This is a genomic window from Klebsiella sp. SWET4, from assembly GCF_024296565.1.
Taxonomy (GTDB): Bacteria; Pseudomonadota; Gammaproteobacteria; order Enterobacterales; family Enterobacteriaceae; genus Klebsiella; species Klebsiella variicola.
The window spans coordinates 102,194-125,166 of record NZ_JANCOB010000002.1; the positions used below are offsets into that span (position 1 = coordinate 102,194).

General features: G+C 55.8%; 24 protein-coding genes. 9 read left to right on the plus strand and 15 right to left on the minus strand.

The features are described from left to right. Nucleotides 1–64: 64 nt before the first annotated feature. The 9 genes from rbfA to NKJ21_RS07300 all read left to right on the plus strand — a co-directional run bounded on the left by rbfA (nucleotide 65) and on the right by NKJ21_RS07300 (nucleotide 9,741). Nucleotides 65–466: a 30S ribosome-binding factor RbfA gene (gene rbfA / locus NKJ21_RS07260; protein ID WP_002918248.1), complete on the plus strand. Its 402-nt coding sequence runs from the start codon at nucleotides 65–67 to the stop codon at nucleotides 464–466. Further along, nucleotides 466–1,410 (plus strand): tRNA pseudouridine(55) synthase TruB, encoded by a 945-nt coding sequence (gene truB / locus NKJ21_RS07265; protein WP_049139420.1) that lies wholly within the window; start codon nucleotides 466–468, stop codon nucleotides 1,408–1,410. Before rbfA ends, truB begins: the two co-directional genes overlap by 1 nt. Before the next feature lie 148 nt (nucleotides 1,411–1,558). After that, nucleotides 1,559–1,828, plus strand: a complete 270-nt coding sequence (gene rpsO / locus NKJ21_RS07270; RefSeq protein WP_012540479.1) for a 30S ribosomal protein S15 — start codon at nucleotides 1,559–1,561, stop codon at nucleotides 1,826–1,828. Nucleotides 1,829–2,070: 242 nt separating this feature from the next. Next, nucleotides 2,071–4,206 (plus strand): polyribonucleotide nucleotidyltransferase, encoded by a 2,136-nt coding sequence (gene pnp, locus NKJ21_RS07275; RefSeq protein WP_008806626.1) that lies wholly within the window; start codon nucleotides 2,071–2,073, stop codon nucleotides 4,204–4,206. Nucleotides 4,207–4,314: 108 nt separating this feature from the next. Continuing rightward, on the plus strand, nucleotides 4,315–5,199 hold the full coding sequence (gene nlpI / locus NKJ21_RS07280; protein ID WP_002918241.1) for a lipoprotein NlpI: 885 nt from the start codon (nucleotides 4,315–4,317) through the stop codon (nucleotides 5,197–5,199). 104 nt (nucleotides 5,200–5,303) lie between these two features. After that, nucleotides 5,304–5,384, plus strand: coding sequence for a protein YrbN (gene yrbN, locus NKJ21_RS07285; protein ID WP_085903200.1), 81 nt, complete (start codon nucleotides 5,304–5,306; stop codon nucleotides 5,382–5,384). Further along, nucleotides 5,377–7,308: an ATP-dependent RNA helicase DeaD gene (gene deaD / locus NKJ21_RS07290; RefSeq protein ID WP_012540481.1), complete on the plus strand. Its 1,932-nt coding sequence runs from the start codon at nucleotides 5,377–5,379 to the stop codon at nucleotides 7,306–7,308. Before yrbN ends, deaD begins: the two co-directional genes overlap by 8 nt. 143 nt (nucleotides 7,309–7,451) lie before the next feature. Further along, nucleotides 7,452–8,696, plus strand: coding sequence for a tryptophan permease (mtr, locus tag NKJ21_RS07295; RefSeq protein WP_012540482.1), 1,245 nt, complete (start codon nucleotides 7,452–7,454; stop codon nucleotides 8,694–8,696). A 103-nt stretch (nucleotides 8,697–8,799) separates the two neighbouring features. Continuing rightward, on the plus strand, nucleotides 8,800–9,741 hold the full coding sequence (locus NKJ21_RS07300; protein WP_155010922.1) for a LysR family transcriptional regulator: 942 nt from the start codon (nucleotides 8,800–8,802) through the stop codon (nucleotides 9,739–9,741). Here the strand turns inward: NKJ21_RS07300 and NKJ21_RS07305 are convergent. The 15 genes from NKJ21_RS07305 to NKJ21_RS07375 form a co-directional block, all read right to left on the minus strand. Next, nucleotides 9,704–10,135 (minus strand): HutP family protein, encoded by a 432-nt coding sequence (locus tag NKJ21_RS07305; RefSeq protein ID WP_022066344.1) that lies wholly within the window; start codon nucleotides 10,133–10,135, stop codon nucleotides 9,704–9,706. The two genes, NKJ21_RS07300 and NKJ21_RS07305, sit on opposite strands and share 38 nt — an antisense overlap. A gap of 44 nt (nucleotides 10,136–10,179) precedes the next feature. Further along, nucleotides 10,180–10,950: a malonate transporter subunit MadM gene (gene madM / locus NKJ21_RS07310; RefSeq protein WP_049162900.1), complete on the minus strand. Its 771-nt coding sequence runs from the start codon at nucleotides 10,948–10,950 to the stop codon at nucleotides 10,180–10,182. 19 nt (nucleotides 10,951–10,969) lie between these two features. Then, complete coding sequence (gene madL / locus NKJ21_RS07315; protein ID WP_022066342.1) at nucleotides 10,970–11,350, minus strand: malonate transporter subunit MadL; 381 nt, start codon at nucleotides 11,348–11,350, stop codon at nucleotides 10,970–10,972. A 247-nt stretch (nucleotides 11,351–11,597) separates the two neighbouring features. Next, nucleotides 11,598–11,816 carry an acetyl-CoA carboxylase biotin carboxyl carrier protein subunit gene (locus tag NKJ21_RS07320; protein ID WP_022066341.1) on the minus strand — a complete coding sequence of 73 codons (219 nt, stop codon included), beginning with the start codon at nucleotides 11,814–11,816 and terminating at the stop codon, nucleotides 11,598–11,600. A 1-nt stretch (nucleotide 11,817) separates the two neighbouring features. After that, the gene (gene mdcG / locus NKJ21_RS07325; protein WP_048272061.1) at nucleotides 11,818–12,522 is read right to left on the minus strand and encodes a malonate decarboxylase holo-[acyl-carrier-protein] synthase; all 705 of its coding nucleotides are present in this window, start codon (nucleotides 12,520–12,522) and stop codon (nucleotides 11,818–11,820) included. Beyond that, a complete protein-coding gene (locus NKJ21_RS07330) occupies nucleotides 12,519–13,622 on the minus strand; it encodes a hypothetical protein (protein WP_022066339.1) in 1,104 nt (367 codons plus the stop codon). The genes mdcG and NKJ21_RS07330 overlap by 4 nt, the downstream gene beginning before the upstream one ends. A gap of 16 nt (nucleotides 13,623–13,638) precedes the next feature. Further along, nucleotides 13,639–14,520, minus strand: coding sequence for a biotin-independent malonate decarboxylase subunit gamma (gene mdcE, locus NKJ21_RS07335; protein ID WP_022066338.1), 882 nt, complete (start codon nucleotides 14,518–14,520; stop codon nucleotides 13,639–13,641). Then, the gene (locus NKJ21_RS07340) at nucleotides 14,520–15,449 is read right to left on the minus strand and encodes a biotin-independent malonate decarboxylase subunit beta (protein WP_022066337.1); all 930 of its coding nucleotides are present in this window, start codon (nucleotides 15,447–15,449) and stop codon (nucleotides 14,520–14,522) included. The genes mdcE and NKJ21_RS07340 overlap by 1 nt, the downstream gene beginning before the upstream one ends. Then, nucleotides 15,442–15,774 carry a malonate decarboxylase acyl carrier protein gene (mdcC, locus tag NKJ21_RS07345; RefSeq protein ID WP_022066336.1) on the minus strand — a complete coding sequence of 111 codons (333 nt, stop codon included), beginning with the start codon at nucleotides 15,772–15,774 and terminating at the stop codon, nucleotides 15,442–15,444. The genes NKJ21_RS07340 and mdcC overlap by 8 nt, the downstream gene beginning before the upstream one ends. A gap of 11 nt (nucleotides 15,775–15,785) precedes the next feature. After that, the gene (mdcA, locus tag NKJ21_RS07350) at nucleotides 15,786–17,453 is read right to left on the minus strand and encodes a malonate decarboxylase subunit alpha (RefSeq protein WP_110216500.1); all 1,668 of its coding nucleotides are present in this window, start codon (nucleotides 17,451–17,453) and stop codon (nucleotides 15,786–15,788) included. 12 nt (nucleotides 17,454–17,465) lie between these two features. Further along, a complete protein-coding gene (gene madB / locus NKJ21_RS07355; RefSeq protein WP_254732820.1) occupies nucleotides 17,466–18,683 on the minus strand; it encodes a Na+-transporting malonate decarboxylase, carboxybiotin decarboxylase subunit in 1,218 nt (405 codons plus the stop codon). 167 nt (nucleotides 18,684–18,850) lie between these two features. Beyond that, nucleotides 18,851–19,729 (minus strand): triphosphoribosyl-dephospho-CoA synthase, encoded by an 879-nt coding sequence (locus NKJ21_RS07360; RefSeq protein ID WP_110216499.1) that lies wholly within the window; start codon nucleotides 19,727–19,729, stop codon nucleotides 18,851–18,853. Nucleotides 19,730–19,932: 203 nt separating this feature from the next. Next, the gene (locus tag NKJ21_RS07365; protein ID WP_048268246.1) at nucleotides 19,933–20,940 is read right to left on the minus strand and encodes an LLM class flavin-dependent oxidoreductase; all 1,008 of its coding nucleotides are present in this window, start codon (nucleotides 20,938–20,940) and stop codon (nucleotides 19,933–19,935) included. 143 nt (nucleotides 20,941–21,083) lie between these two features. Further along, nucleotides 21,084–21,962, minus strand: coding sequence for a U32 family peptidase (locus tag NKJ21_RS07370; RefSeq protein ID WP_239270430.1), 879 nt, complete (start codon nucleotides 21,960–21,962; stop codon nucleotides 21,084–21,086). Between the two features lie 5 nt (nucleotides 21,963–21,967). Further along, nucleotides 21,968–22,963, minus strand: coding sequence for a peptidase U32 family protein (locus tag NKJ21_RS07375; RefSeq protein ID WP_004206164.1), 996 nt, complete (start codon nucleotides 22,961–22,963; stop codon nucleotides 21,968–21,970). Nucleotides 22,964–22,973: the final 10 nt, after the last annotated feature.

The window sequence follows — 22,973 nt, forward strand, 5'->3', positions numbered from 1 at the left end:
CCCGGCAATCATTTTAAAAAGGGGCTTTTGGCCCCTTTTTTGTCTTTATTCTGGAGAACTTATTATGGCGAAAGAATTTGGTCGCCCGCAGCGTGTGGCCCAGGAGATGCAAAAAGAGATTGCCATCATCCTGCAACGTGAAATCAAAGATCCGCGTCTGGGTATGATGACCACCGTTTCCGGTGTGGAAATGTCCCGTGACCTGGCCTATGCCAAGGTGTATGTCACCTTCCTCAACGACAAAGATGAAGCCGCGGTGAAAGCGGGCATCAAAGCGCTGCAGGAAGCTTCTGGTTTTATCCGCTCCCTGCTGGGTAAAGCGATGCGTCTGCGTATCGTGCCGGAACTGACTTTCTTCTACGACAACTCGCTGGTGGAAGGGATGCGTATGTCCAACCTGGTCACCAGCGTGGTGAAACACGACGATGAACGTCGTGTGAACCCGGACGACAGCAAGGAGGACTGATGAGTCGTCCTCGTCGTCGCGGCCGCGACGTGCACGGCGTATTGTTGCTGGACAAGCCTCAGGGCGCTTCCAGCAACGATGTGCTGCAGAAAGTAAAGCGTATTTATAACGCCAACCGCGCTGGCCACACCGGCGCGCTGGATCCGCTGGCGACCGGTATGCTGCCAGTGTGTCTTGGCGAAGCGACCAAGTTTTCCCAGTATCTGCTGGACTCCGATAAGCGTTATCGCGTGATCGCCAAACTGGGCCAGCGCACGGATACCTCCGATGCCGACGGTCAGGTGGTGAAAGAGCGTCCGCTAACCTTTAGCGACGAGCAGCTGGCGGCGGCGCTGGATAGTTTCCGCGGCGAGACGCAGCAGGTACCGTCGATGTACTCGGCGCTGAAGTATCAGGGCAAGAAGCTGTACGAGTATGCTCGTCAGGGCATTGAGGTCCCGCGTGAAGCCCGGCCGATTACGGTCTATGAGCTGCTGTTTATTCGCCATGAAGGCGATGAACTGGAGCTGGAGATCCACTGCTCGAAAGGCACCTACATCCGGACGATTATCGATGATTTAGGTGAAAAGCTCGGCTGCGGCGCGCACGTGATTTTCCTGCGTCGCCTGGCGGTGAGCAAATACCCGGTTGAGCGGATGGTGACCCTCGAGCAGCTGCAGGCGCTGGTCGATCAGGCGGCAGCGCAGGATATTCCTGCCGCGCAGCTGCTTGATCCGCTGCTGATGCCGATGGACAGCCCGGCGTCGGACTATCCGCTGGTGGCGATTCCGGAGACCTCCGCGGTTTACTTTAAAAACGGTAACCCGGTTCGTCAGTCAGGCGCGCCGCTTAACGGGCTGGTGCGGGTGATGGAAAACGAATCCGGCAAGTTTCTCGGCATGGGCGAAATTGACGATGAAGGCCGCGTGGCGCCGCGTCGTCTGGTGGTGGAATACCCGGCGTAAGCGCTTTTCTTGCGATAAAAGCCTGCTACGAGTAGAATATCGCCGCTTAACGTCCGCTAAAGTGTTTTAACATTTTCGGGCGTTGCATCAGGGGTCGCTGAATTAGAGATCGGCACCCTTTCTTTCTTTTAATTTTTGGAGTTCTAAAATGTCTCTAAGCGTTGAAGCTAAAGCAAAAATCGTTTCTGAGTTTGGTCGTGGCGAAAACGACAGCGGTTCTACCGAAGTTCAGGTTGCACTGCTGACTGCACAGATCAACCACCTGCAGGGCCACTTTGCAGAGCACAAAAAAGATCACCACAGCCGTCGTGGTCTGCTGCGCATGGTTTCTCAGCGTCGTAAACTGCTCGACTACCTGAAACGTAAAGATGTTGCACGTTACGCTGCGCTGATCGAGCGTCTGGGTCTGCGTCGCTAATTCTGCGAGTTTCAGAAAAAGGGGCCTGACGGCCCCTTTTTTCGACCGGGCGGCAGCAATTCATTCAAAACTCATGTATTGTTGCTAGTAATGATCTTCATGCAGAGGTTCGCGCGGCTAATGAGAGGCTTCATCCGCAGGGGCGGGTAAAGGTTGTCATTAGTCGCGAGGATGCAGAGGATCGGGTCAATAGACGTTATGTCTTTGATATGGCGTGATTTATAGATAAAAAGGATAGAATTTTGCTTAATCCGATCGTTCGTAAATTCCAGTACGGCCAGCATACCGTAACCCTGGAAACCGGCATGATGGCGCGCCAGGCAACGGCCGCTGTGATGGTTAGCATGGATGACACCGCGGTATTCGTGACCGTTGTGGGTCAGAAAAAAGCGAAGCCAGGCCAGGACTTTTTCCCGCTGACTGTTAACTACCAGGAGCGTACTTACGCTGCCGGTAAAATCCCGGGTGGTTTCTTCCGTCGTGAAGGCCGTCCAAGCGAAGGCGAAACCCTGATCGCGCGTCTGATTGACCGCCCGGTTCGCCCGCTGTTCCCGGAAGGCTTCGTTAACGAAGTTCAGGTTATCGCCACCGTCGTTTCCGTTAACCCGCAGGTTAACCCGGATATCGTCGCGATGATCGGCGCTTCCGCTGCGCTGTCCCTGTCTGGTATTCCGTTCAATGGCCCAATCGGCGCCGCGCGCGTGGGTTACATCAACGACCAGTACGTACTGAACCCAACCCAGGAAGAACTGAAGTCCAGCAAACTGGATCTGGTGGTTGCCGGTACTGAAGCGGCCGTGCTGATGGTTGAATCCGAGGCTGAACTGCTGAGCGAAGACCAGATGCTGGGCGCGGTGGTCTTCGGCCACGAGCAGCAGCAGATTGTTATTCAGAACATCAACGACCTGGTGAAAGAAGCCGGTAAACCGCGTTGGGACTGGCAGCCGGAAGCCGTCAACGAAGCGCTGAACGCGCGCGTGGCTGCGCTGGCTGAATCCCGCCTGAGCGATGCTTACCGTATCACCGACAAACAAGAGCGTTACGCTCAGGTTGACGTGATCAAATCTGAAACCATCGCCACGCTGGTAGCAGAAGATGAAACCCTGGACGCTAACGAGCTGGGTGAAATCCTGCACGCCATCGAGAAAAACGTGGTTCGTAGCCGCGTACTGGCAGGCGAGCCGCGTATCGATGGCCGCGAAAAAGACATGATCCGTGGTCTGGACGTTCGTACCGGCGTACTGCCGCGTACTCACGGTTCCGCACTGTTCACCCGTGGCGAAACGCAGGCGCTGGTTACCGCGACTCTGGGTACCGCACGCGACGCGCAGAACATCGACGAACTGATGGGCGAGCGCACCGACTCCTTCCTGTTCCACTACAACTTCCCTCCGTACTCCGTAGGCGAAACTGGCATGGTGGGTTCTCCGAAGCGTCGTGAAATCGGTCACGGTCGTCTGGCTAAGCGCGGCGTACTGGCCGTGATGCCGACTATCGACGAATTCCCATACACCGTTCGCGTGGTGTCTGAAATCACCGAATCCAACGGTTCTTCTTCCATGGCCTCCGTCTGTGGCGCCTCTCTGGCGCTGATGGATGCGGGTGTGCCGGTGAAAGCCGCCGTTGCGGGTATCGCAATGGGTCTGGTGAAAGAAGGCGACAACTTCGTCGTTCTGTCTGACATCCTGGGTGACGAAGACCACCTTGGCGATATGGACTTCAAAGTTGCGGGTTCCCGCGACGGTATCTCTGCGCTGCAGATGGATATCAAAATTGAAGGTATCACCAAAGAAATCATGCAGGTTGCTCTGAACCAGGCTAAAGGTGCGCGTCTGCACATCCTGGGCGTGATGGAGCAGGCGATTAACGCGCCGCGCGGCGATATCTCTGAATTCGCACCGCGTATCCACACCATCAAGATCAACCCGGACAAGATCAAAGACGTTATCGGTAAAGGCGGTTCTGTTATCCGTGCCCTGACCGAAGAAACCGGCACCACCATCGAAATCGAAGATGACGGTACCGTGAAGATCGCAGCGACCGACGGCGATAAAGCACAGCATGCTATCCGTCGTATCGAAGAGATCACCGCTGAGATCGAAGTTGGCCGCATCTACAATGGTAAAGTGACCCGTATCGTTGACTTTGGCGCGTTCGTTGCCATCGGCGGCGGTAAAGAAGGTCTGGTTCACATCTCGCAGATCGCTGATAAGCGCGTTGAGAAAGTGACTGACTACCTGCAGATGGGTCAGGAAGTGCCGGTTAAGGTTCTGGAAGTTGACCGCCAGGGCCGTGTTCGTCTGAGCATCAAAGAAGCAACTGAACAGACTCCGTCTGCCGCAGCGCCGGAAGCTCCGGTCGCCGAGCAGGGCGAGTAAGGTTGCCGTTAGCCCTCCGCTTTTGCGGAGGGCGTTTTACGGGCAGGACGCCTCGTTTGCAGCCGGGGAACAGGACGTTCATCCAATCGTTGTCTTCGGGAGTGGGAAATGAAGCCTTTTTTGCGCTGGTGTTTCGTGGCGACAGCTCTCACGCTGGCAGGATGCAGTAGCACCGCCTGGCGTAAGGACGCCGTCCTCGCAGTACCATTGCAACCGACTTTACAGCAAGAAGTGATTCTGGCACGCATGGAACAAATTCTTGCCAGTCGGGCTTTATCCGATGACGAACGCGCACAGCTTTTATATGAGCGCGGAGTGTTGTATGATAGTCTCGGTCTGAGGGCATTAGCGCGAAATGATTTTTCACAAGCGCTGGCAATCCGACCCGATATGCCTGAAGTATTCAATTACTTAGGCATTTACTTAACGCAGGCAGGCAATTTTGATGCTGCCTATGAAGCGTTTGATTCTGTACTTGAGCTTGATCCAACTTACAACTACGCGCACTTGAACCGCGGTATCGCCCTGTATTACGGCGGCCGGGCTAAGTTAGCGCAAGATGATCTGCTGGCGTTTTATCAAGACGATCCCAATGATCCTTTCCGTAGCCTGTGGCTTTATATCGCCGAGCGTAAACTCGACGAGAAGAGGGCGCTTGAAGCACTCAGAGAGCGCTTAAACAAGTCGGACAAAGAGCAATGGGGATGGAACATTGTCGAGTTCTACCTTGGCGACATTAGCGAAAAAGAGCTGATGACTCGTCTGAAGGCAGACGCAACGGATAACACCTCGCTCGCTGAGCATCTCAGTGAAACCAACTTCTATTTAGGTAAGTACTACCTAAGTCTGGGGGACAAGGACAGCGCTACGGCACTGTTCAAACTGGCGGTCGCTAACAACGTACATAACTACGTTGAGCACCGATACGCATTGTTGGAATTATCGCTCTTGGGCCAGGAGCAAGATGACCTGGCAGAATCGGACCAGCAATAGCTGACGAACACATCAGCCCATAGTTTTTTGCTTGCCATCACCTTTGCGGGTGAGGGCGTTGTTGTTCGTTAATACACCTACTTTGAGCCGGTTCACACTTTTCAATGAAAATTACCGTAAATTTTCACGATGAGTTATGTAGACTGGCCGCCATTAATTTTGAGGCACACGTACTACATGGCTGAATTCGAAACCACTTTTGCAGATCTGGGCCTGAAGGCTCCCATCCTTGAAGCGCTTAACGATCTGGGTTACGAAAAACCATCTCCGATCCAGGCTGAGTGCATTCCGCATCTGCTGGACGGCCGCGATGTTCTGGGTATGGCCCAGACCGGTAGCGGTAAAACCGCAGCGTTCTCTTTACCGCTGCTGAACAACATTGATCCTGAGCTGAGAGCACCACAGATTCTGGTGCTGGCGCCGACCCGCGAACTGGCGGTACAGGTTGCTGAAGCAATGACGGAATTCTCTAAACATATGCGCGGCGTAAACGTGGTTGCCCTGTACGGCGGCCAGCGTTATGACGTGCAGCTGCGCGCCCTGCGTCAGGGTCCGCAGATCGTTGTCGGTACCCCGGGTCGTCTGCTGGACCACCTGAAGCGCGGCACGCTGGATCTCTCTAAACTGAGCGGTCTGGTACTGGACGAAGCCGATGAAATGCTGCGCATGGGCTTTATCGAAGACGTAGAAACCATTATGGCGCAGATCCCGGAAGGTCATCAGACCGCGCTGTTCTCTGCCACCATGCCGGAAGCGATTCGTCGCATTACCCGCCGCTTCATGAAAGAGCCGCAGGAAGTGCGCATTCAGTCCAGCGTCACCACGCGCCCGGACATCAGCCAGAGCTACTGGACGGCCTACGGCATGCGTAAAAACGAAGCGCTGGTGCGCTTCCTGGAAGCGGAAGACTTTGATGCGGCGATTATCTTCGTGCGTACCAAAAACGCGACCCTGGAAGTGGCTGAAGCGCTGGAGCGTAGCGGCTATAACAGCGCCGCGCTGAACGGCGATATGAACCAGGCGCTGCGTGAGCAGACGCTGGAGCGTCTGAAAGACGGTCGTCTGGACATTCTGATCGCTACCGACGTTGCGGCCCGTGGTCTGGACGTTGAGCGTATCAGCCTGGTTGTTAACTATGACATCCCGATGGATTCCGAGTCTTACGTTCACCGTATCGGCCGTACCGGTCGTGCGGGTCGTGCTGGCCGCGCCCTGCTGTTCGTTGAGAACCGCGAGCGTCGCCTGCTGCGTAACATCGAACGTACGATGAAACTGACGATCCCTGAAGTAGAACTGCCAAACGCAGAACTGCTGGGCAAACGTCGCCTGGAAAAATTCGCGGCTAAAGTTCAGCAGCAGCTGGAAAGCAGCGATCTGGACCAGTACCGTGCGCTGCTGGCGAAAATCCAGCCGACGGCGGAAGGCGAAGAGCTGGACGTGGAAACGCTGGCCGCCGCGCTGCTGAAAATGGCCCAGGGCGAACGTTCTCTGATCGTCCCGCCGGATGCGCCGATGCGTCCTAAGCGTGAGTTCCGCGATCGTGATGACCGTTTCGAGCGTCGTGGCGACCGTAATGACCGCGGCCCGCGTGGCGATCGTGAAGATCGTCCGAAGCGTGAGCGTCGTGATGTTGGCGAGATGGAACTGTACCGCATTGAAGTAGGCCGTGATGACGGCGTTGAAGTTCGTCATATCGTTGGCGCGATCGCTAACGAAGGCGATATCAGCAGCCGTTACATCGGTAACATCAAGCTGTTCGGTTCTCACTCCACCATCGAACTGCCGAAAGGTATGCCGGGCGAAGTACTGCAGCACTTTACTCGCACCCGCATCCTGAACAAACCGATGAACATGCAGCTGATGGGCGATGCGCAGCCGCGCACTGAACGTCGTGGCGGCGGTGAACGTCGTGAAGGCGGTCGTGGTTTCGGCGGTGAGCGTCGTGAAGGCGGCCGTAGCTTCGGTGGCGAACGTCGTGAAGGCGGTCGTGGTGATGGTCGTCGTTTCAGCGGCGAACGTCGTGAAGGCCGTGCGCCGCGTCGTGACGATGCAGCTGCGCCGCGCCGTGATGACTCCGCTGGTCGTCGTCGTTTCGGTGGCGATGCGTAATTAGCGCAACACGCTAGCGTAAAGTAAATAATACAGCCCCGATCGCCATGATTGGGGCTTTTTTTATTCCTTTTGTACTCGTGTACTGGTACAGTGCGTCACACCCACTGTGGGAAAGTTTTTTTGACTGGAGATTTCGGTAAATGGCGACACTAACCACTACAACCACCCGGCCGTCCCTGTTTGGCGGCGTGGTGATTATCGGCGGCACGATTATTGGCGCGGGCATGTTCTCGCTGCCGGTGGTGATGTCCGGCGCGTGGTTCTTCTGGTCGCTGGCGGCGCTGGTTTTTACCTGGTTCTGCATGTTGCACTCCGGTCTGATGATCCTGGAAGCCAACCTCAACTACCGGATTGGCTCCAGTTTCGACACCATCACCAAAGACCTGCTCGGCAAGGGCTGGAACCTGGTGAACGGCGTGTCGATCGCCTTTGTGCTGTATATCCTGACTTACGCCTATATTTCGGCGAGCGGTTCGATCCTGCACCATACCTTCAGTGAAATGTCGCTGAACGTACCGGCGCGCGCGGCGGGCTTCGGCTTTGCGCTTCTGGTGGCATTTATTGTCTGGATGAGCACCAAAGCGGTGAGCCGCATGACGGCTATCGTGCTCGGCGCCAAGGTCATCACCTTCTTCCTGACCTTCGGCAGCCTGCTGGGACACGTCGAACCGACGACGCTGTTTAACGTCGCGGAGAAGAATGCCTCCTATGCGCCCTACCTGCTGATGACGCTGCCGTTCTGCCTGGCCTCGTTTGGCTATCACGGTAACGTGCCGAGCCTGATGAAATATTATGGTAAGGATCCACGCACCATTACCCGCTGTCTGATTTACGGTACGCTGCTGGCGCTGGGTCTGTACGTGGTCTGGCTGCTGGTGACGATGGGCAATATCCCGCGTCCGCAGTTTATCGATATTGCGCAGAAGGGCGGTAACATTGATGTACTGGTACAGGCCCTGAGCGGCGTACTGAATAACCGCGGCCTGGATCTGCTGCTGGTAGTGTTCTCCAACTTTGCCGTCGCGAGTTCGTTCCTCGGCGTGACGCTGGGTCTGTTCGACTATCTGGCGGATCTGTTTGGCTTTGACGATAGCGCGATGGGGCGCTTTAAAACCGCGCTGTTGACCTTTATCCCGCCGATGCTCGGTGGGCTGGTGAAACCAGATGGTTTCCTTTACGCCATCGGCTATGCCGGCCTGGCGGCGACGGTATGGGCGGCCATTGTGCCGGCGCTGCTGGCCCGCGCTTCGCGTAAACGCTTCGGCAGCCCACAGTTCCGCGTGTGGGGCGGAAAAGCGATGATTGTGCTGATCCTGCTCTTTGGTCTCGGCAACGCGGTGGTGCACTTCCTGTCGAGCTTTAACCTGCTGCCGGTTTATCAGTAAGTTTTATTTTACCTGAGCCAGAATTACCGATCTGGCTCAATATATATACGTATACATTCTCTTATTATCTGATAAAGGTTATTTTAAATAAGGGAATGTTTATATGACTGAGCAAGACATAACTTTGCGCAAACTGGAAATTTTCCTGGGATATATGGATACCATGAATATTTCTAAGACGGCAGAGATAATGCATATTTCTCCGGTTAGCGTACACCGTGCGTTGCATTCTTTGGAGGATAATTTACGCTGCGATCTTTTCACACATAATGGCCGAAATTTACATCCTCTACCCGGTGCATGGGTAATGCAAAAGCAGGCCCGCGAAGTGATCCATGCAATGGAACGCTGTATTTATCTGACGCGTGAGGCTTCAGGATTCCATTCTCCTGCATTACGCTTAGGCCTACTATATTCATTGGTATTAAAAACGGCGCCGCAGATAGTACAGGGATTGAAGAAGCGGCGCCCTGAGCTTTCAATTGAGTTTATCATGAACTCTAATAAGAAATTACTAGAGGCGCTTAATGAAGGTAATATCGACGCGGCATTAATCTCGACGCCCGATGAATATAATTCAAATTTATTCGAAACCTGGACGATATTTTCAGATTCGATTTATTTAGCGGTTCCTGTGCAGGATGCGGATACGCTACAAATCCCCGTTGATCTCTCCCGTTTACAGAGTAAAAAATTTATTGCCTTGAGTGAAGGGTTCGCTACCTGGAGAGGTTTTCAGCAGGCCTTCCGTATCGCTGGTTTTGAGCCGGATATTGCGGTTCGGGTACACGACATTTTTTCATTAATGAGCATGGTGAATGCCGGAGTGGGTTACACTCTCATACCCGGACGTATGCGCGAGCTTTTTCGGAGTGGGATACGCCTGCTACCTTTGCAGGAAGCCTATCTCATGGAACAAGAAATTTCGCTCGTTTTTCCTCGTAGTCAGGAAAATCATCCTGGACTGCTATCTCTTCTCGCAGAATGCCGTATGTATGCCAGGCAGCTTATGCGGGAGAATAACGATGTAGACAAAGCCCCATGATTTCCTGGGTAATCCGCTGATAAACCTGGGCTTCGCCGTACATGGCGACGGCGAGCCACCGGGAGGTACTGACTAAGGCGATTTTCAGACGGATATGATCGCCGGTAATGGTGTTGGTTAACGCGTGGGTCAGCGCCTGGCGGCTGAGTGAGCATAAGGTGAAAATGGCTGACTCCTGCCTGGTGATGATCTGATTCTTTAACGCACAGCCGATGACGCAGCGCTGCAGCTTGTTTCGCAGTTCGTCAGAGGTGCCGCTGATAAACGCAAAGCCGATTCGGTGTTCGGGTTTATCGGCCAGTAACTTTTGCCGGAAAATCTCCTCTTCCTCCTGGGTGCACAGTGAGGCCTGTATCGCAATTTGCCCGGGCTTCATACGTTGAAATGAATACATAAGTCTCCCTGGCGCCTGTTGCACAAAACAACAGGCGCATGCGGTTAAAAGAACGGGGCTAAAGAGAGATAGAGCGCAGACGGCGCCAGCAGGCAGCCCAGGCCGGTATAGAAGGTGGCTGTCATTGCGCCATAAGGGACAAGTTTCGGGTCAGTCGCCGCCAGCCCTGCCGCCACGCCGCTGGTAGAACCCATCAGCCCGCCATATACAATGGCTGCAGCGGGAGAGTTCAGTCCGGCGGCTTTGGCTACCAGCGGCGTGACAATCATGATGGCGATAGATTTAATCACGCCGGCAGCGATACTGAGCGCGATAACATCCGAGCTTGCGCCAAGCGCCGCACCGGTAACCGGGCCGACGATAAAGGTCACCGCGCCGCCGCCGATAGTCGCCATGCTGACCGCATCGGTATAGCCGAAGGCCCAGGCAACAATTGCTCCCAGGTAGAAGGAGAGCACGGTGGAGACGACCAGCGCCAGCGCGCCCGCGAGGCCCGCTTTTTTCAGCTCGTCAAGCTTCACGCCAAAGGCGGTGGCGATAATGGCAAAATCACGGAACATGCCGCCGCCCATCAGTGCAATACCGCTAAAAAGCGTGATGTCGGAAAGCCCTTTTTTGCCGCCGGTGAGTTCGCCGCCTAACCAGGCTAGCAGCAGGCCCGCGGCAATGGCGATCGCCGAACTGTGAATTTTACCGCGAAAGACGTGGGTCGAGATCCAGGCCGCGACCCAGCAGACAATACCAACCACCACAAAAGCGGTGATCAGGGCATTGCTGGTGAAGTTACTGGTAAGAATCTTTGTGAGTTGTTCCATTCTTTATGCTCTCCACCGGTTAGTCTGCTGAACGTACCATCGCGCTTTTGCTGCCGATTTTGCTCAGTGGTTTAATCAACAGAAAACCAATCACGACGGCGCCAAGGCCAGCAATAAGCGCCACCGGGCCTCCTTTGAGTGCGGCCACAACGTTCTGGTTCGCGGACATGGCGACAACAATAGGGATATACATCGCGTTCCAGAATCCAACCCCCTGTTCGGCAGGTTTAGATAACAGCCCCTTTTCCGTCAGCTTCTGGGAAATAACGACTAAAAACAGCATGGCAAAGCCGACGCCGCCGATATTGGCGGAAATTCCAAGCAGCAAACCCAAAAGATCGCCGACAATTAACCCGGCGAACATGCACAATCCCATTAACATCAATCCGTAAATAATCATGATGTTTCTCTTTCTATAACTACACTAAAAGCATAAGAGACAACCCGAATCGGGAAATGACAATAAAGTAAGACAAGGGCTTTTAGCACAGTATGTTTTTATGATGCGGACAGTCAACAGTAAATTTATTCGTACTCACCGTGCCTGTCATATCAGCGAAATGTTTATCGCTGATATGACTGAGGCATAATGGTTATATCACAAAGGAATGCCGCACTAATTATTGAGTATTAAAAAACGTGATGGTCTACTCAGCAGAAATTTCGAATAAGACCATGCCTGGGTTTACACGATCGCCTGCTCTCACCGCCAGTGACTTTAATATGCCAGCCTCCGGCGAGGCGACAGGCATTTTCATTTTCATGGCTTCAAGAATAACAACCGGCTGGCCTTTTTCAATTTTATCGCCTACGGCGGCTTTAACTTCATCGACCACACCCGGTACTTTTGATTTAACTTCAGACATATTAATTTCCTTTAATATATTTCATTGAGAGATGTTTTATTAACCCGGCGACATCATGTCGCGTCATTAATTCGACATCGGTATCACCTTTAGCCAGCAGGGTCAGACTCCCGCTAAACCACTCTTTGATATTGATAGAAAAACCGTTGGGCAAATTAATTTCCCCATCAATACGCACTGAATATTGCTGGGCAATATCAGTCAGAACAGAGTAACAATCGCTTAACGCCATTTCGTGCCAGGGCGTAATGCGGATATCTAAATCGGAGCGACTGTCCGTCCATAGCCAGGGTGTCGTCATCTCCAGCGCCACCGACCCCCACACGCCGAGCCCGGTTTCCGGCCCGCGCCATGCCTGACGCAGGGTACTAAAGGCACGTATCGCGCTGGTACGACTGACGACCGGCAGGGTAGCCGTTTGCTCTGGCGTTAACACGCGCGTGACGGCCTGCAATGAAGCAACCGTCGCCAGCCGTAAACGCTGACCCTGCCAGCGCTGCGGAAAGCAAAATCCCAGGGAAATACTCGCTTCATCACGGATGCCCCTGCGCACAATGCCGGGGAGATACCCGGAGAGCAGATAATCCCGCGCCTCTTCCCGCAATGAGGCGGGGAGGGCGCTAAACGCGCCGTTCAACTGCCTCGCGATCGGTCGTAGTTCAGCGCTCTCCAGCCAGCACAGAGTATGGCGTTGCAGGGTGTTCATCGCTGCTTGCTCCATGCTGGATCGTTTTTCGCCTGTTGCTGTAAATCCCGCTGCGCTGCAAGCAGGGCGTCAAACTGCGCGGTGGCCTGCGGACCGATAATATCGACCGGCGCGGCATTTGCCGCTTCCGCCCCAGGAACAGTGACGGGGTAGAGGCGAATATGGGTGGCGCTGGCCTGGGTTTGTAGCTGTACGCTAACCCGGCAAACACGCCCCTTGATACGTAAAATAGTCCGTGCCGTCCGCTCCACAATTTCCCGGTGATGGGCGGTGGTCGCCATCACCACCATGTCATATTCCGGGGTGGTGCGCTGACGCTTCCAGGTCTGGATTTTGCCCTGCGAATTACACGGATGGCCGTTCGTCGCCACGGGAAAGCTGTCGCCGGTCGGCAGGCCGCCAACGATAACTTCCCGCCAGTCACCACCCTGTGGCGCGGCGACCAGCGAGATATCTTCCCGCAGCGGAAGGCCGTCCAGGATCAGCCAGCCGAACTCCTGGCAACCGTAGACATCATGCAGCCCATAGCCCAGCGAAGCGCACAGTGAAATCAGCGCTTCATCAAGGGGAGTGCCTGCGGTAATCAGTGTCAGCGTTTTGGGTAAATACGCCTTCAGGTTCATCTTTAGCGCCTGTTCGAGCGTGGCGCGTAAAAATGAGGACTCTCCCACCACCACGTCAGGCAGCTGGCGACACAGCGCAACCAGTAGCGCGTCCCGGCAGGAGCGGGATAAAAAAGACCAGTGTAGCCCGCTCTCATCCAGCGCCTGACGCGTGAACACATTCACCAGCGGCGCGTAGGTCACCACCATATGCTGCCCCGCGGTTACGCCGCATTCCGCCAGCACACGCTTACCCGCCGCGATACGCAACGGTAGTTCGTTATGCGTCACGCCGACGATGTTCTGAAATGCGCTGCTGCCGGTGGTAAAGCTAACCAGCGCAAGATTTAACGGCGTGTGAATCTCCTCGATAACGTGAGCCGCCGTGGGGCCAGCGATGCCTTTATCGCTAAGTGTGCGGCGCGGCATCTCCATTAACGTGGGGATACCCTGCTGGGCGTCAACCAGCCATTCGAGTGTGGTGATGGGATCGTTCATAGCGCGTACTCCACAATCAGGCCGGCTGATACCGCGCCGCGACCGCCCGATACTCCTCGCGCATCTGCGCCAGAATCACGTTGCGCATTTTTCTGCCGCCGCGCGCTTCGCCTGCGATCCCACGCCCCTGCGGGCCTGTTGCCGTCACGCCATCCGCCTGTTTCTGCTGGCGCACTGCTGCGATATGGCGAACGATCGCCTCTTTCATCTCCGGGATCGCCTTGATCAGCGCTTCCACTCCGCCCAGTTGCCAGAAGAACTCTGGCCCGGCAGCGAAGACCGGATTGGTACGGGAAAGCTCGCTCAGACGCTCCACGTCCTGGCGGGTAATACGCGCGATACTGCTCAGCGGCATTACGTGGATCATGGTGCCAAATTCCGACGTCAGGCTCAGGATATGGTCGGCCTGTAAACCGTGGCAGAGAAACGCGCCGCTAATGGCGCGACCGATGACCATCGCGATAATCGGGTGTCCGGCATGGCGCGCCTCAGCCAGCGCCAGCTGATAGGCACCGGTGGCTTTATTCATGCCGATGATCTCTTCCAGCTTGCCCGGCCCGTTGCCGGGAGTGTCGACGATCAGCACCAGCGGACGTTTCTCGCCGACGGGCTTGTCTTTATCCATCGCCAGCGTGCGATAGACTGCCAGCGCCATTTTGTAACCCTCTTCCAGCCCGATAACTCCGGCGTACACCACCGGAAAACGCGGGTTAAAGGTCATGGCGTCGTTAGCAATAACGGTGCAGACTTCACCGCTAATGCGGGCGCTGCCGATGACGGCGCCGGGGCCGTAATCCTCATAAGGCAGCTTGAGATCCGCCAGCGCGTTCTCTTCGAAGCTGTTTTCGTCAACAATCAGATCGATAGCGGCGCGGCCCTGGCCGAGTAAATTTTCCATTATGCTTCCTCCACCGGCAGGCGTTTAACGTTGCCCAGGAACGTCTCGAGATCCATATCCACCAGCGACTGGGGCGCGGTATTGCCCGCCATCGCCCAGACATCCCGCGCATCTGATAGCTCTGACTCGCTGATTTTTTGCGTGAGCGCCATCTGGGCGCGTACTTTCGCTTCGCTGCCGATGCGGCGCATGGCTTCAATCTGCGGCCAGGGCAGGTCTGCAATCAGCGCGGCCTGCTGGTGGAAAACCGTAAGCGAGTCGGCAATTAGGTAGTTACAGTCCCCGACGATGTACTTATGCTTACCGCCGGTGGTGCGGAACACCAGCGCGCGGTCCGAGGCGTCAAACTCGCTACGGCCCATCTCCTGTTCGATGACCTCCGGCCCGGTCAGCCCCAGGCGGCCCGATTCACTCATCACGATGATGTCGGTGGCGGCGGCGACAAAACCCATCCCGCCAAAGCAGCCGATCTTGCTGCCGATCATCGCCACGACCGGGACGCGACCGCGCAGGGTTTGCAGCATATCCATACACTCGGCGTGGGCCAGCAGCCCGGCGTTGGCCTCATGCAGGCGCACACCGCCGGTTTCAAAGGAAATGAGGACGATCGGGCGCTGTGCCGGGTCGGTGGTCTGCGCCGCCAGTTCGTCCGCCAGCATCAGCGCGCCGACCATTTTTGCGCCGCCCACCTCGCCCACCGCACCGCCGATAAAGCGCCCTTCCTGGGAGATGACAATGGCCGGGTGCTGGCCCAGCAGGCCGATGCCGGTAACGATGCCGTCGTCAAACTCTACGGCTTCATTCAGCACGGGCAGGTGCGGGCTGGTTCGCTTGTCCGCCGGGCCGATCAGTTCAGTAAAGGTGCCTTTATCCACCAGCGAGCTGGCGCGAACGCGGGCGCTGGCTTCCAAAAAACGCAGATCATTCATGATGGGTTTCTCCCGGCATAGCCTGCTGTAACGCTTGCTGAATTCTTAACGCGACGACAGCAGGCGTGGCGTTGTTGTCATTGATGCTGACCTGCATGTTGCCCAGCGGTCCGTTTTCCAGAAATCGTTTAAGCACGATTTCCCAGATATGATCGAAACCGGTCACCGGCGTGCAGATGCTGATTTCAATACCGCCCGCCAGCGCTTTTGGCTCCAGCAGGACCTCCAGATCGCCGGAGCCAACAACGCCACAGTGCACGGTTTGCGGCAGAGATACTCTTTCGCGGGTGCCGCTGAAATGATGTGATATTTGATGTAGAGCCATGTCCTTTTCCCCTACCAGTTACGGAATCGAGCGGGCGGGTTATAGAGTCCGCCAGACCAGTCGACCAGATCGCGAATGCTTTTCGCCGCCAGCATCTGACGGTTGGCGCGGCGACGGTCAATGCCTAAATCTTCCGGCGTTCTGACAATGCCTGCCTCCCGCAGCTGTGCGGTCTGTGCCGGATCGGCGGCAAGGCCAATTCCGGTGTAGCCCGCCACGGCGCGAATGGCCGCCATGCGTTGTTCCAGCCCTTCGCAGCGGTGCAGATAGGCGATGCCCTCTTCGGTCAGTACGTGGGTGACGTCATCGGCGTAGACCATCACCGGCGGCAGGGCGAGGTTGGCTTTTTCCGCCAGTTGCCAGGCGTCCAGCTTGTCGACGAAAGCGGGCTGGCGCTTCTCGCGGAAGGTTTCCTGCATCTGCACCACCAGACGTTTGCCGCGCGGCATATCGCCAATTAGCTGCTGTTGGGTGGCGTTGAACTCTTCGCCGCATTTCAGCCAGGATTGCGTTGCATGACGGCGGCCTTTGGCGTCGCAGCCCATATTCGGCGCGCCGCCAAAGCCCGAAACGCGGCTGGCGGTGGCGGTGCTACTGTTTCCGTACTTATCGATCTGCAGCGTGCCGCCGATAAACATATCCAGCGCGTAGTGACCCGCAGCCTGGGCGAAGGCGCGGTTGGAGCGTAGCGTGCCGTCCTGGCCGATATAAAAGATATCCGGGCGTTCGGCGACATATTTTTCCATGCCCAGTTCGCCGCCGAAGCAGTGCACCGACTGGATCCAGCCGCTTTCGATTGCCGGGATCAGCGTCGGATGCGGGTTGAGTACCATATGGGTACAGACTTTGCCTTTCAGCCCAAGCTCCTTGCCGTAGGTGGGTAGCAGCAGCTCAATGGCGGCGGTGAAGAAGCCAATGCCGTGGTTAATGCGCTCAACGCCGTATTCGGCATAGATACCTTTCAGCGCCATCATTGCCATCAGCACATGGGTGTCGGTAATAAGTCCCGGATCGCGGGTAAACAGCGGCTCGACATAGAACGGACGCGGCGCTTCAATCACCGCATTTACCCAGTCGCCGGGGATATCCACGCGCGGCACTTTATCGACAATCTTGTTGACCTGTGCGATCACAATCCCCTGGCGGAAGTGGGTGGCTTCGGTAATAACAGGAGTATCTTCGGTGTTAAAGCCGGTGTAGAGATTGCCGTCTTTATCCGCTTCAAAGGCGGTGATTAGCGACACGCGCGGCGTGAGGTCGACAAAGTAGCGGCTGAACAGCTCCAGATAGGTGTGGATGGCCCCGAGCTTGATCTTACCGTCCTGAATCAGCTTCGCCAGACGTCCATCCTGCGGCCCGGCATAGGCGAAATCGAGCTTTTCAGCGATGCCCTTTTCAAACAAATCCAGATGGCTGGACAACGGTACGGATGACTGCACCATATGCAGGCCGGAGATCTTTTGCGGATCAAGCTGGCACAGGCATTCGGAAAGAAAATCCGCCTGTTTCTGGTTATTGCCCTCGATATTGACGCGATCGCAGCTTCGAATAACGGCTTCCAGCGCGGCGACAGTATCTTTGGCGTCGATAATTTTACCGTCACGGAAATACGGGGCCAGCTGATTCAGGCGCTGCGCCGTATCGTCCTTAAGTTGATGCCAGTTGTGCTCTTTTAGCATGGGTTGACTCCATTAATTCAGCAGGAATAGCGTGGAGATAAAGATCCCGGTGGCGATAGCCGAGACGATCAGACCGCTCACGCCCGCACCCATCGCCAGCGGCAGGATGATGGCGTAGGGGTTCTCATGGTTAACCTCTTTCTGCGCGATTTTTGCTGTCGTCGGCAGGCAGGAGACGCCCGCAATACCGATAGCCGGGTTATAACGTCCCTTCGATATAAACCAGATAAACCAGATAAACCAGCCGCCCAGCAGAGCGCCGACGGCGGAAATGGCCAGCGCGCCGATACCAAGAATCAGGATGATGGCAACTTTCGGGTCGAGAATAGTTTGCGCTTCGCACAGCGTGCCCAGCAGCAGGCCGAGAAACAGCGTTGCGGTATAGGTCAGCGTGGATTCCAGTAATTTCTGGAACGGTTCGATCTCTGCCTCTTTAATAGCGATGCCGAGGAAGAACGAGAGGATCAGCGGCGCGGCGACCGGCAGCAGCAGGCACAACAGCAGGCAGGAGCAGACGGTAAAGATGAATTTCGCTTTCTTTGATACGGTGGGGTAGTCAATTTCAACTTCCATGCCACGGTATTTTTTCGGTACCAGCAGACGCACCAGGTACGGATAACCGGCATAGGTCAGGCTCAGGTAGAGATAAGCGATAATGGCGATGGGGACGAACAGGTTCGGTGCCAGGATAAGGGAGGCAAAGAGCACCATCGGTCCATCTGCGCCGCCGATAGTGGCAATCGACGCGGCTTCGTTGGCGGGCAGGCCGAATACTTCAATACCCAGCAGCAGCGCGGCGAAGGTTCCCGCTTCGGCGAACAGAGCGACAACAATGCTGGCCCAGGGGCGGAGCAAAATAAAGCTGATATCGCTCATTGCGCCAATGCCGAAGAAAACGATACAGGCGATGAGGCCATTGCTAAAGGTGAAGTTATAGACCGGCTGCAGGAAGTTTACCTGCATCAGGTTTACCAGCTCGTTAGGTTCGCTGACCATCGGGTCGAGAATTAAGGTCCCGGTTTGTCCGCCTGCCAGAAACAGTACCCCGGCGTTAACCGCGATCATACCAAGGCCCATCGGCACCATAATTAACGGTTCAAGCTTCCGGCGGAATCCCATCCAGGCCAATATAAAGCCGAGAACAATTAACAGAAAACGTGCAATGGCTATTTTCGGGTCTTCAATAAAAAAAGTGCCAATGCCCGAAAAGAGCTTAACAAAGATATCCATAAATATATTCCTGATGGCAAAGGTAAAGTTCACAAATTAATCGTCGGTGATATTTAACTTATTCATCATCTTGTTGACGCCAACGATGATGCCGACAACCGCAAATGAAATTACAATCGTTAAGCCATACGTTAATAAAGTATAAAAATAGATGTTCATATTCTTCCTTATGTCATATCTCCTTGCGGCTGGAGGCAAAGAAAATACATCGCCAGACACAGTGCTAATAAATCGGCCGAGCCGCCAGGGCTGACCCACTTATCCAGGCACCATGAATTAAAATCAGCCAGTTCCTGCTCGATCGCAGGGTTAAACATTCCGCCCTGCGTCACAAGACGCCGGGCATACTGCTTCATTTCCGCCAGCGCCTGCTGGCCGCCGCGAAACAGCACGGTAGTGTCATCGCAATGGGCCATTAAGGTGAGCAGCGTATGAATAAGCGCTTCCCGCCAGGCCAACCCGTTGTCCAGCGCCTGATGCAGCGCGGGTAAGCCAATCTGGCAAACCAGTGGGAAGCCTTGCTCCGCCTCGCCGCGCACGCCGGTAATGCCGAATTCGACATACAATCTCTCACCGTGGGTTTGCGCCGGGCGTTCGGCCAGGGCGGCAAAATCCCGACGGCAGAGATCGCGACAGAGTTCAGCGATGCACTGACTTAAGGCGTGATAAGAGAGGGGTTCCCCGCGTCCGGAAAGCCATCCTGCCGCTGTCGCCAGAACCGCGCCGGAAAAAAGAATGCCGCGCTGGGTATTAACCTGCTGTGTTGCCCGCAGCAGCGTATTCTCATAATGAATGCCAATGGTACGTATTGCTGTAAAGAGTTCCCCTGACGAGCCTTGATGATTTTCCCCGGTATGGGCACACGCGCTAAAACAGGGGGCAATAGCCGATGAACTGGTAATAAATAACCAGATATCCATATCTTTATGCGCCCCTTGTGAATGAGGTGTAACAAGGCCGGGCTTAGGCCAGGCGGAGGCTTCCATTAACAGCGCTTTTAATAAGCACTCGCCGATCCACATAGCACGGGCAGTTGGTTGGCTCATGGGTATTCTCTTTTACCAGATTCAGGGTTGAAAAATAAAACAAAGAAAAAACTAACATCGTTGTATGAGGGGGACAATTACGCCAGAGGTAATGTAATTACGCTCAACGTAATAAGACGGGGGGTATGCGAAAATATGAATGAAGACGATCACAAAATGGTTTAGCGGGCGAAAAAAATGCGGCAAAAATGCCGCATAGCTCACTATCCCAACAGCTCCTCTTTCACCTGCATCGCCAAATCAAACGAATGCAGGCGCGCCTGATGGTCGAAGATCTGGCCGTTGACCATGATTTCGTCCGCCTCGGTTTCGCGCAGAATCGACTCTAAACCATGACGAACCTTAGCCTTATCGCCGACCAGCGACATGCTTAACGCCTGCTGCACGCCATACTGCTCGGACGCTGACCACAGCTGATGCATATTTTCCACCGGCGGCGGCAGCTGCCCGGTTTCGCCGCGCCGCAGCTTAACGAACGCCTGCTGCATAGAGGTAAAGAGGAACTCCGCATCGCGGTTGCTGTCGGCGGCGATAATATTGATACACACCATCGCGTACGGTTTTTCCAGCCGCGCCGAAGGTTTGAAATTGCTGCGATACAGATGCAGCGCCTGGAACAGCATATCCGGCGCGAAATGCGAGGCGAAAGCAAACGGCAGGCCGAGCTGCGCCGCCAGCTGGGCGCTGTACAGGCTTGAGCCCAGCAGCCACACCGGAATTCGTTCGCCATAGCCGGGAACCGGACGCACGTGCGGGTTCGGATCGCGGGCGTCAAACCAGTCCACCAGTTCCGCCACGTCGCGCGGGAAGTTATCGACATCGCCGCTCATATGGCGGCGCAGGGCGCGCATGGTCGGCTGATCGCTGCCTGGCGCGCGGCCAAGGCCGAGATCGATACGCCCGGGATAAAGGGTATTCAGGGTACCGAACTGCTCGGCGATCACCAGCGGTGAGTGGTTGGGCAGCATCACCCCGCCGGAACCGAGATGCAGAGTGGTGGTATTGGCGGCGAGATAGCCTATCAGCACTGAGGTCGCCGCGCTGGCAATGCCGACCATATTATGGTGCTCCGCCAGCCAGTAGCGGTGATAGCCGCGCGATTCGGCCAGCCTGGCGAGATCCAGAGAGTGGGTAAAGGCTTCTTTGGCAGAAGATCCTTGCGGGATCGGCGCCAGGTCGAGCACCGAGAACGGAACAGATTTGTCAGTCATAAAGGCTCACTTTGCTACAGCATCGTCATCAGATTGAAGGTCTTCTTCCAGCCTGGCGCATCCTGGACGCGCCAGCCAGAAAAGCTGCATCTTTAATAATGCATTAAAATCTGAGCACTGTTGTTAACAAAGTGAGCGGTTTATCAGGCTTGCAGCACCAGACCGGGCAGCCGTTTCCAGTAGCCGTTGCAATCACTATTGCTGGTAAGATCCAGTGGCGCAGCACCGTTTTCGTTGGCGCGGAAGGCCTCTAGCATAGCGAAGGTTTCGTTGCCCATCGGCGACAGGCGCACCATATCCACCAGGCCGTGCATCGAGGTTAACTCGTTGCCAAGGTTATAGACGTAGCCGCTCATCGTCTGGATACCGTTGAGCACGAACACCTGCTGGTTCTCCTGCGACAGCATGCTGCATCCGGTCGGGTACTTGATGCAGCAGGTTTCGCATTCGTCCTTTGGCCGGTCTTCCGAGCGGGCGGTAAAGCAGCGCGCGGAATAGGCCAGCGGCAGATGGCCGTAGCTCAGCACTTCCACTTCAAACTGGTTGCGAATACCCAGCTCTTCGCACTGGGTCAGTAAATTTGCCAGCCAGTCGCGGGAAAGCTCTACCGGCATGCACCAACGCATCATGCCTTGTTTGAGCAGCAGGCGCAGAGTGACGGCGTTATAGCAGTTCAGCGCATGCCCGGCAACGAACGGCAGCTTGCGTTCGGCGCAGAGGTTCACCACGCCAAGGTCGCTGGCCTCAATCAGGAACTCGCCGTTAGCGACATAGCGCTTCAGTTCGCCCAGTTCGGAAGAGGCCTGCACCAGCGCGAGGGTAGACAGCACCACCTGTTTGCCGCTACCGGCCAGCGCTTTTGCCATCTCGATCCAGTCGCCAACTTTGGTGGCGCGGCGTTTGCTGCACACGGCTTCGCCGAGATAAATGGTGTCGGCGCTGCTGTTTGCCGCCTGCTGGTAAAAATCTTCCAGCGTCTCTTTTGGCCAGTAGTACAGCACCGGCCCTAATGAATATTTCATGTTTCTCACTGCCATTTACGGTGATAGGCGCCAAGGGTGGTTTGCGTCCCTTCGGACATCGAACCAAGGGTTTCCATCCAGGCGGATTGCGGCACAAAATTCTGCGGATCGGCTTTGCAGCGGTCGATCGCCTGGCGCCAGACTTTCGCCACCTGGGTGACGTACGCCGGGCTGCGCTGACGGCCTTCGATTTTCACCGAGGCGATATTGGCGGCCATCAGCTCCGGCAACAGCTCCAGGGTGTTTAGGCTGGTGGGTTCTTCCAGTGCGTGATAGCGCTCGCCATCGACCAGATAGCGGCCTTTGCACAGCGTCGGATAGCCTGCGTTTTCGCCATCCTGATAGCGGTCGATCAGCACCTCATTAAGGCGAGATTCCAGCCCCTGCGGCGTTTGCTGCCAACGCACGAAGCGGGCAGGTGAACAGGCGCCGACGGTATTCGGCGATTCGCCGGTCAGGTAGGAAGAGAGATAGCAGCGGCCTTCCGCCATGATGCACAGGCTACCGAAGGCGAAGACTTCCAGCGGCACCGGCGTGGCACGGGCCAACTGCTTCACCTGGTGAATAGATAACACTCGTGGTAGTACGACGCGTGCCACGTCAAAGTTGCGATGATAGAAGCGAATGGCCTCTTCATTGGTGGCGGAAGCCTGCACCGAAACGTGACGCTCAATGTGTGGATAACGCTCCGCGGCATACTCCAGCATGGCGATATCGGCCAGGATCAGCGCATCGGCGCCCAGCTGGGCGGCCATGTCCACCGCGCGCTGCCAGCGGGCGTAGCCGTCGGGATGGGCGAAGGTGTTGATCGCAATATGTAGCTTACGACGGTGCTGATGCACAAAGCTGACGGCTTCCTGCAGTTTCTTTTCGGTGAAATTAAGGCCGGCAAAGTGGCGGGCGTTGGTGTCATCTTTCAGCCCGATATAGACGGCATCGGCGCCGTTTTCGATGGCCGCCTTAAGCGCCGGAAGGTTACCGGCTGGGCAGAGCAGCTCCATAATTTTTCCT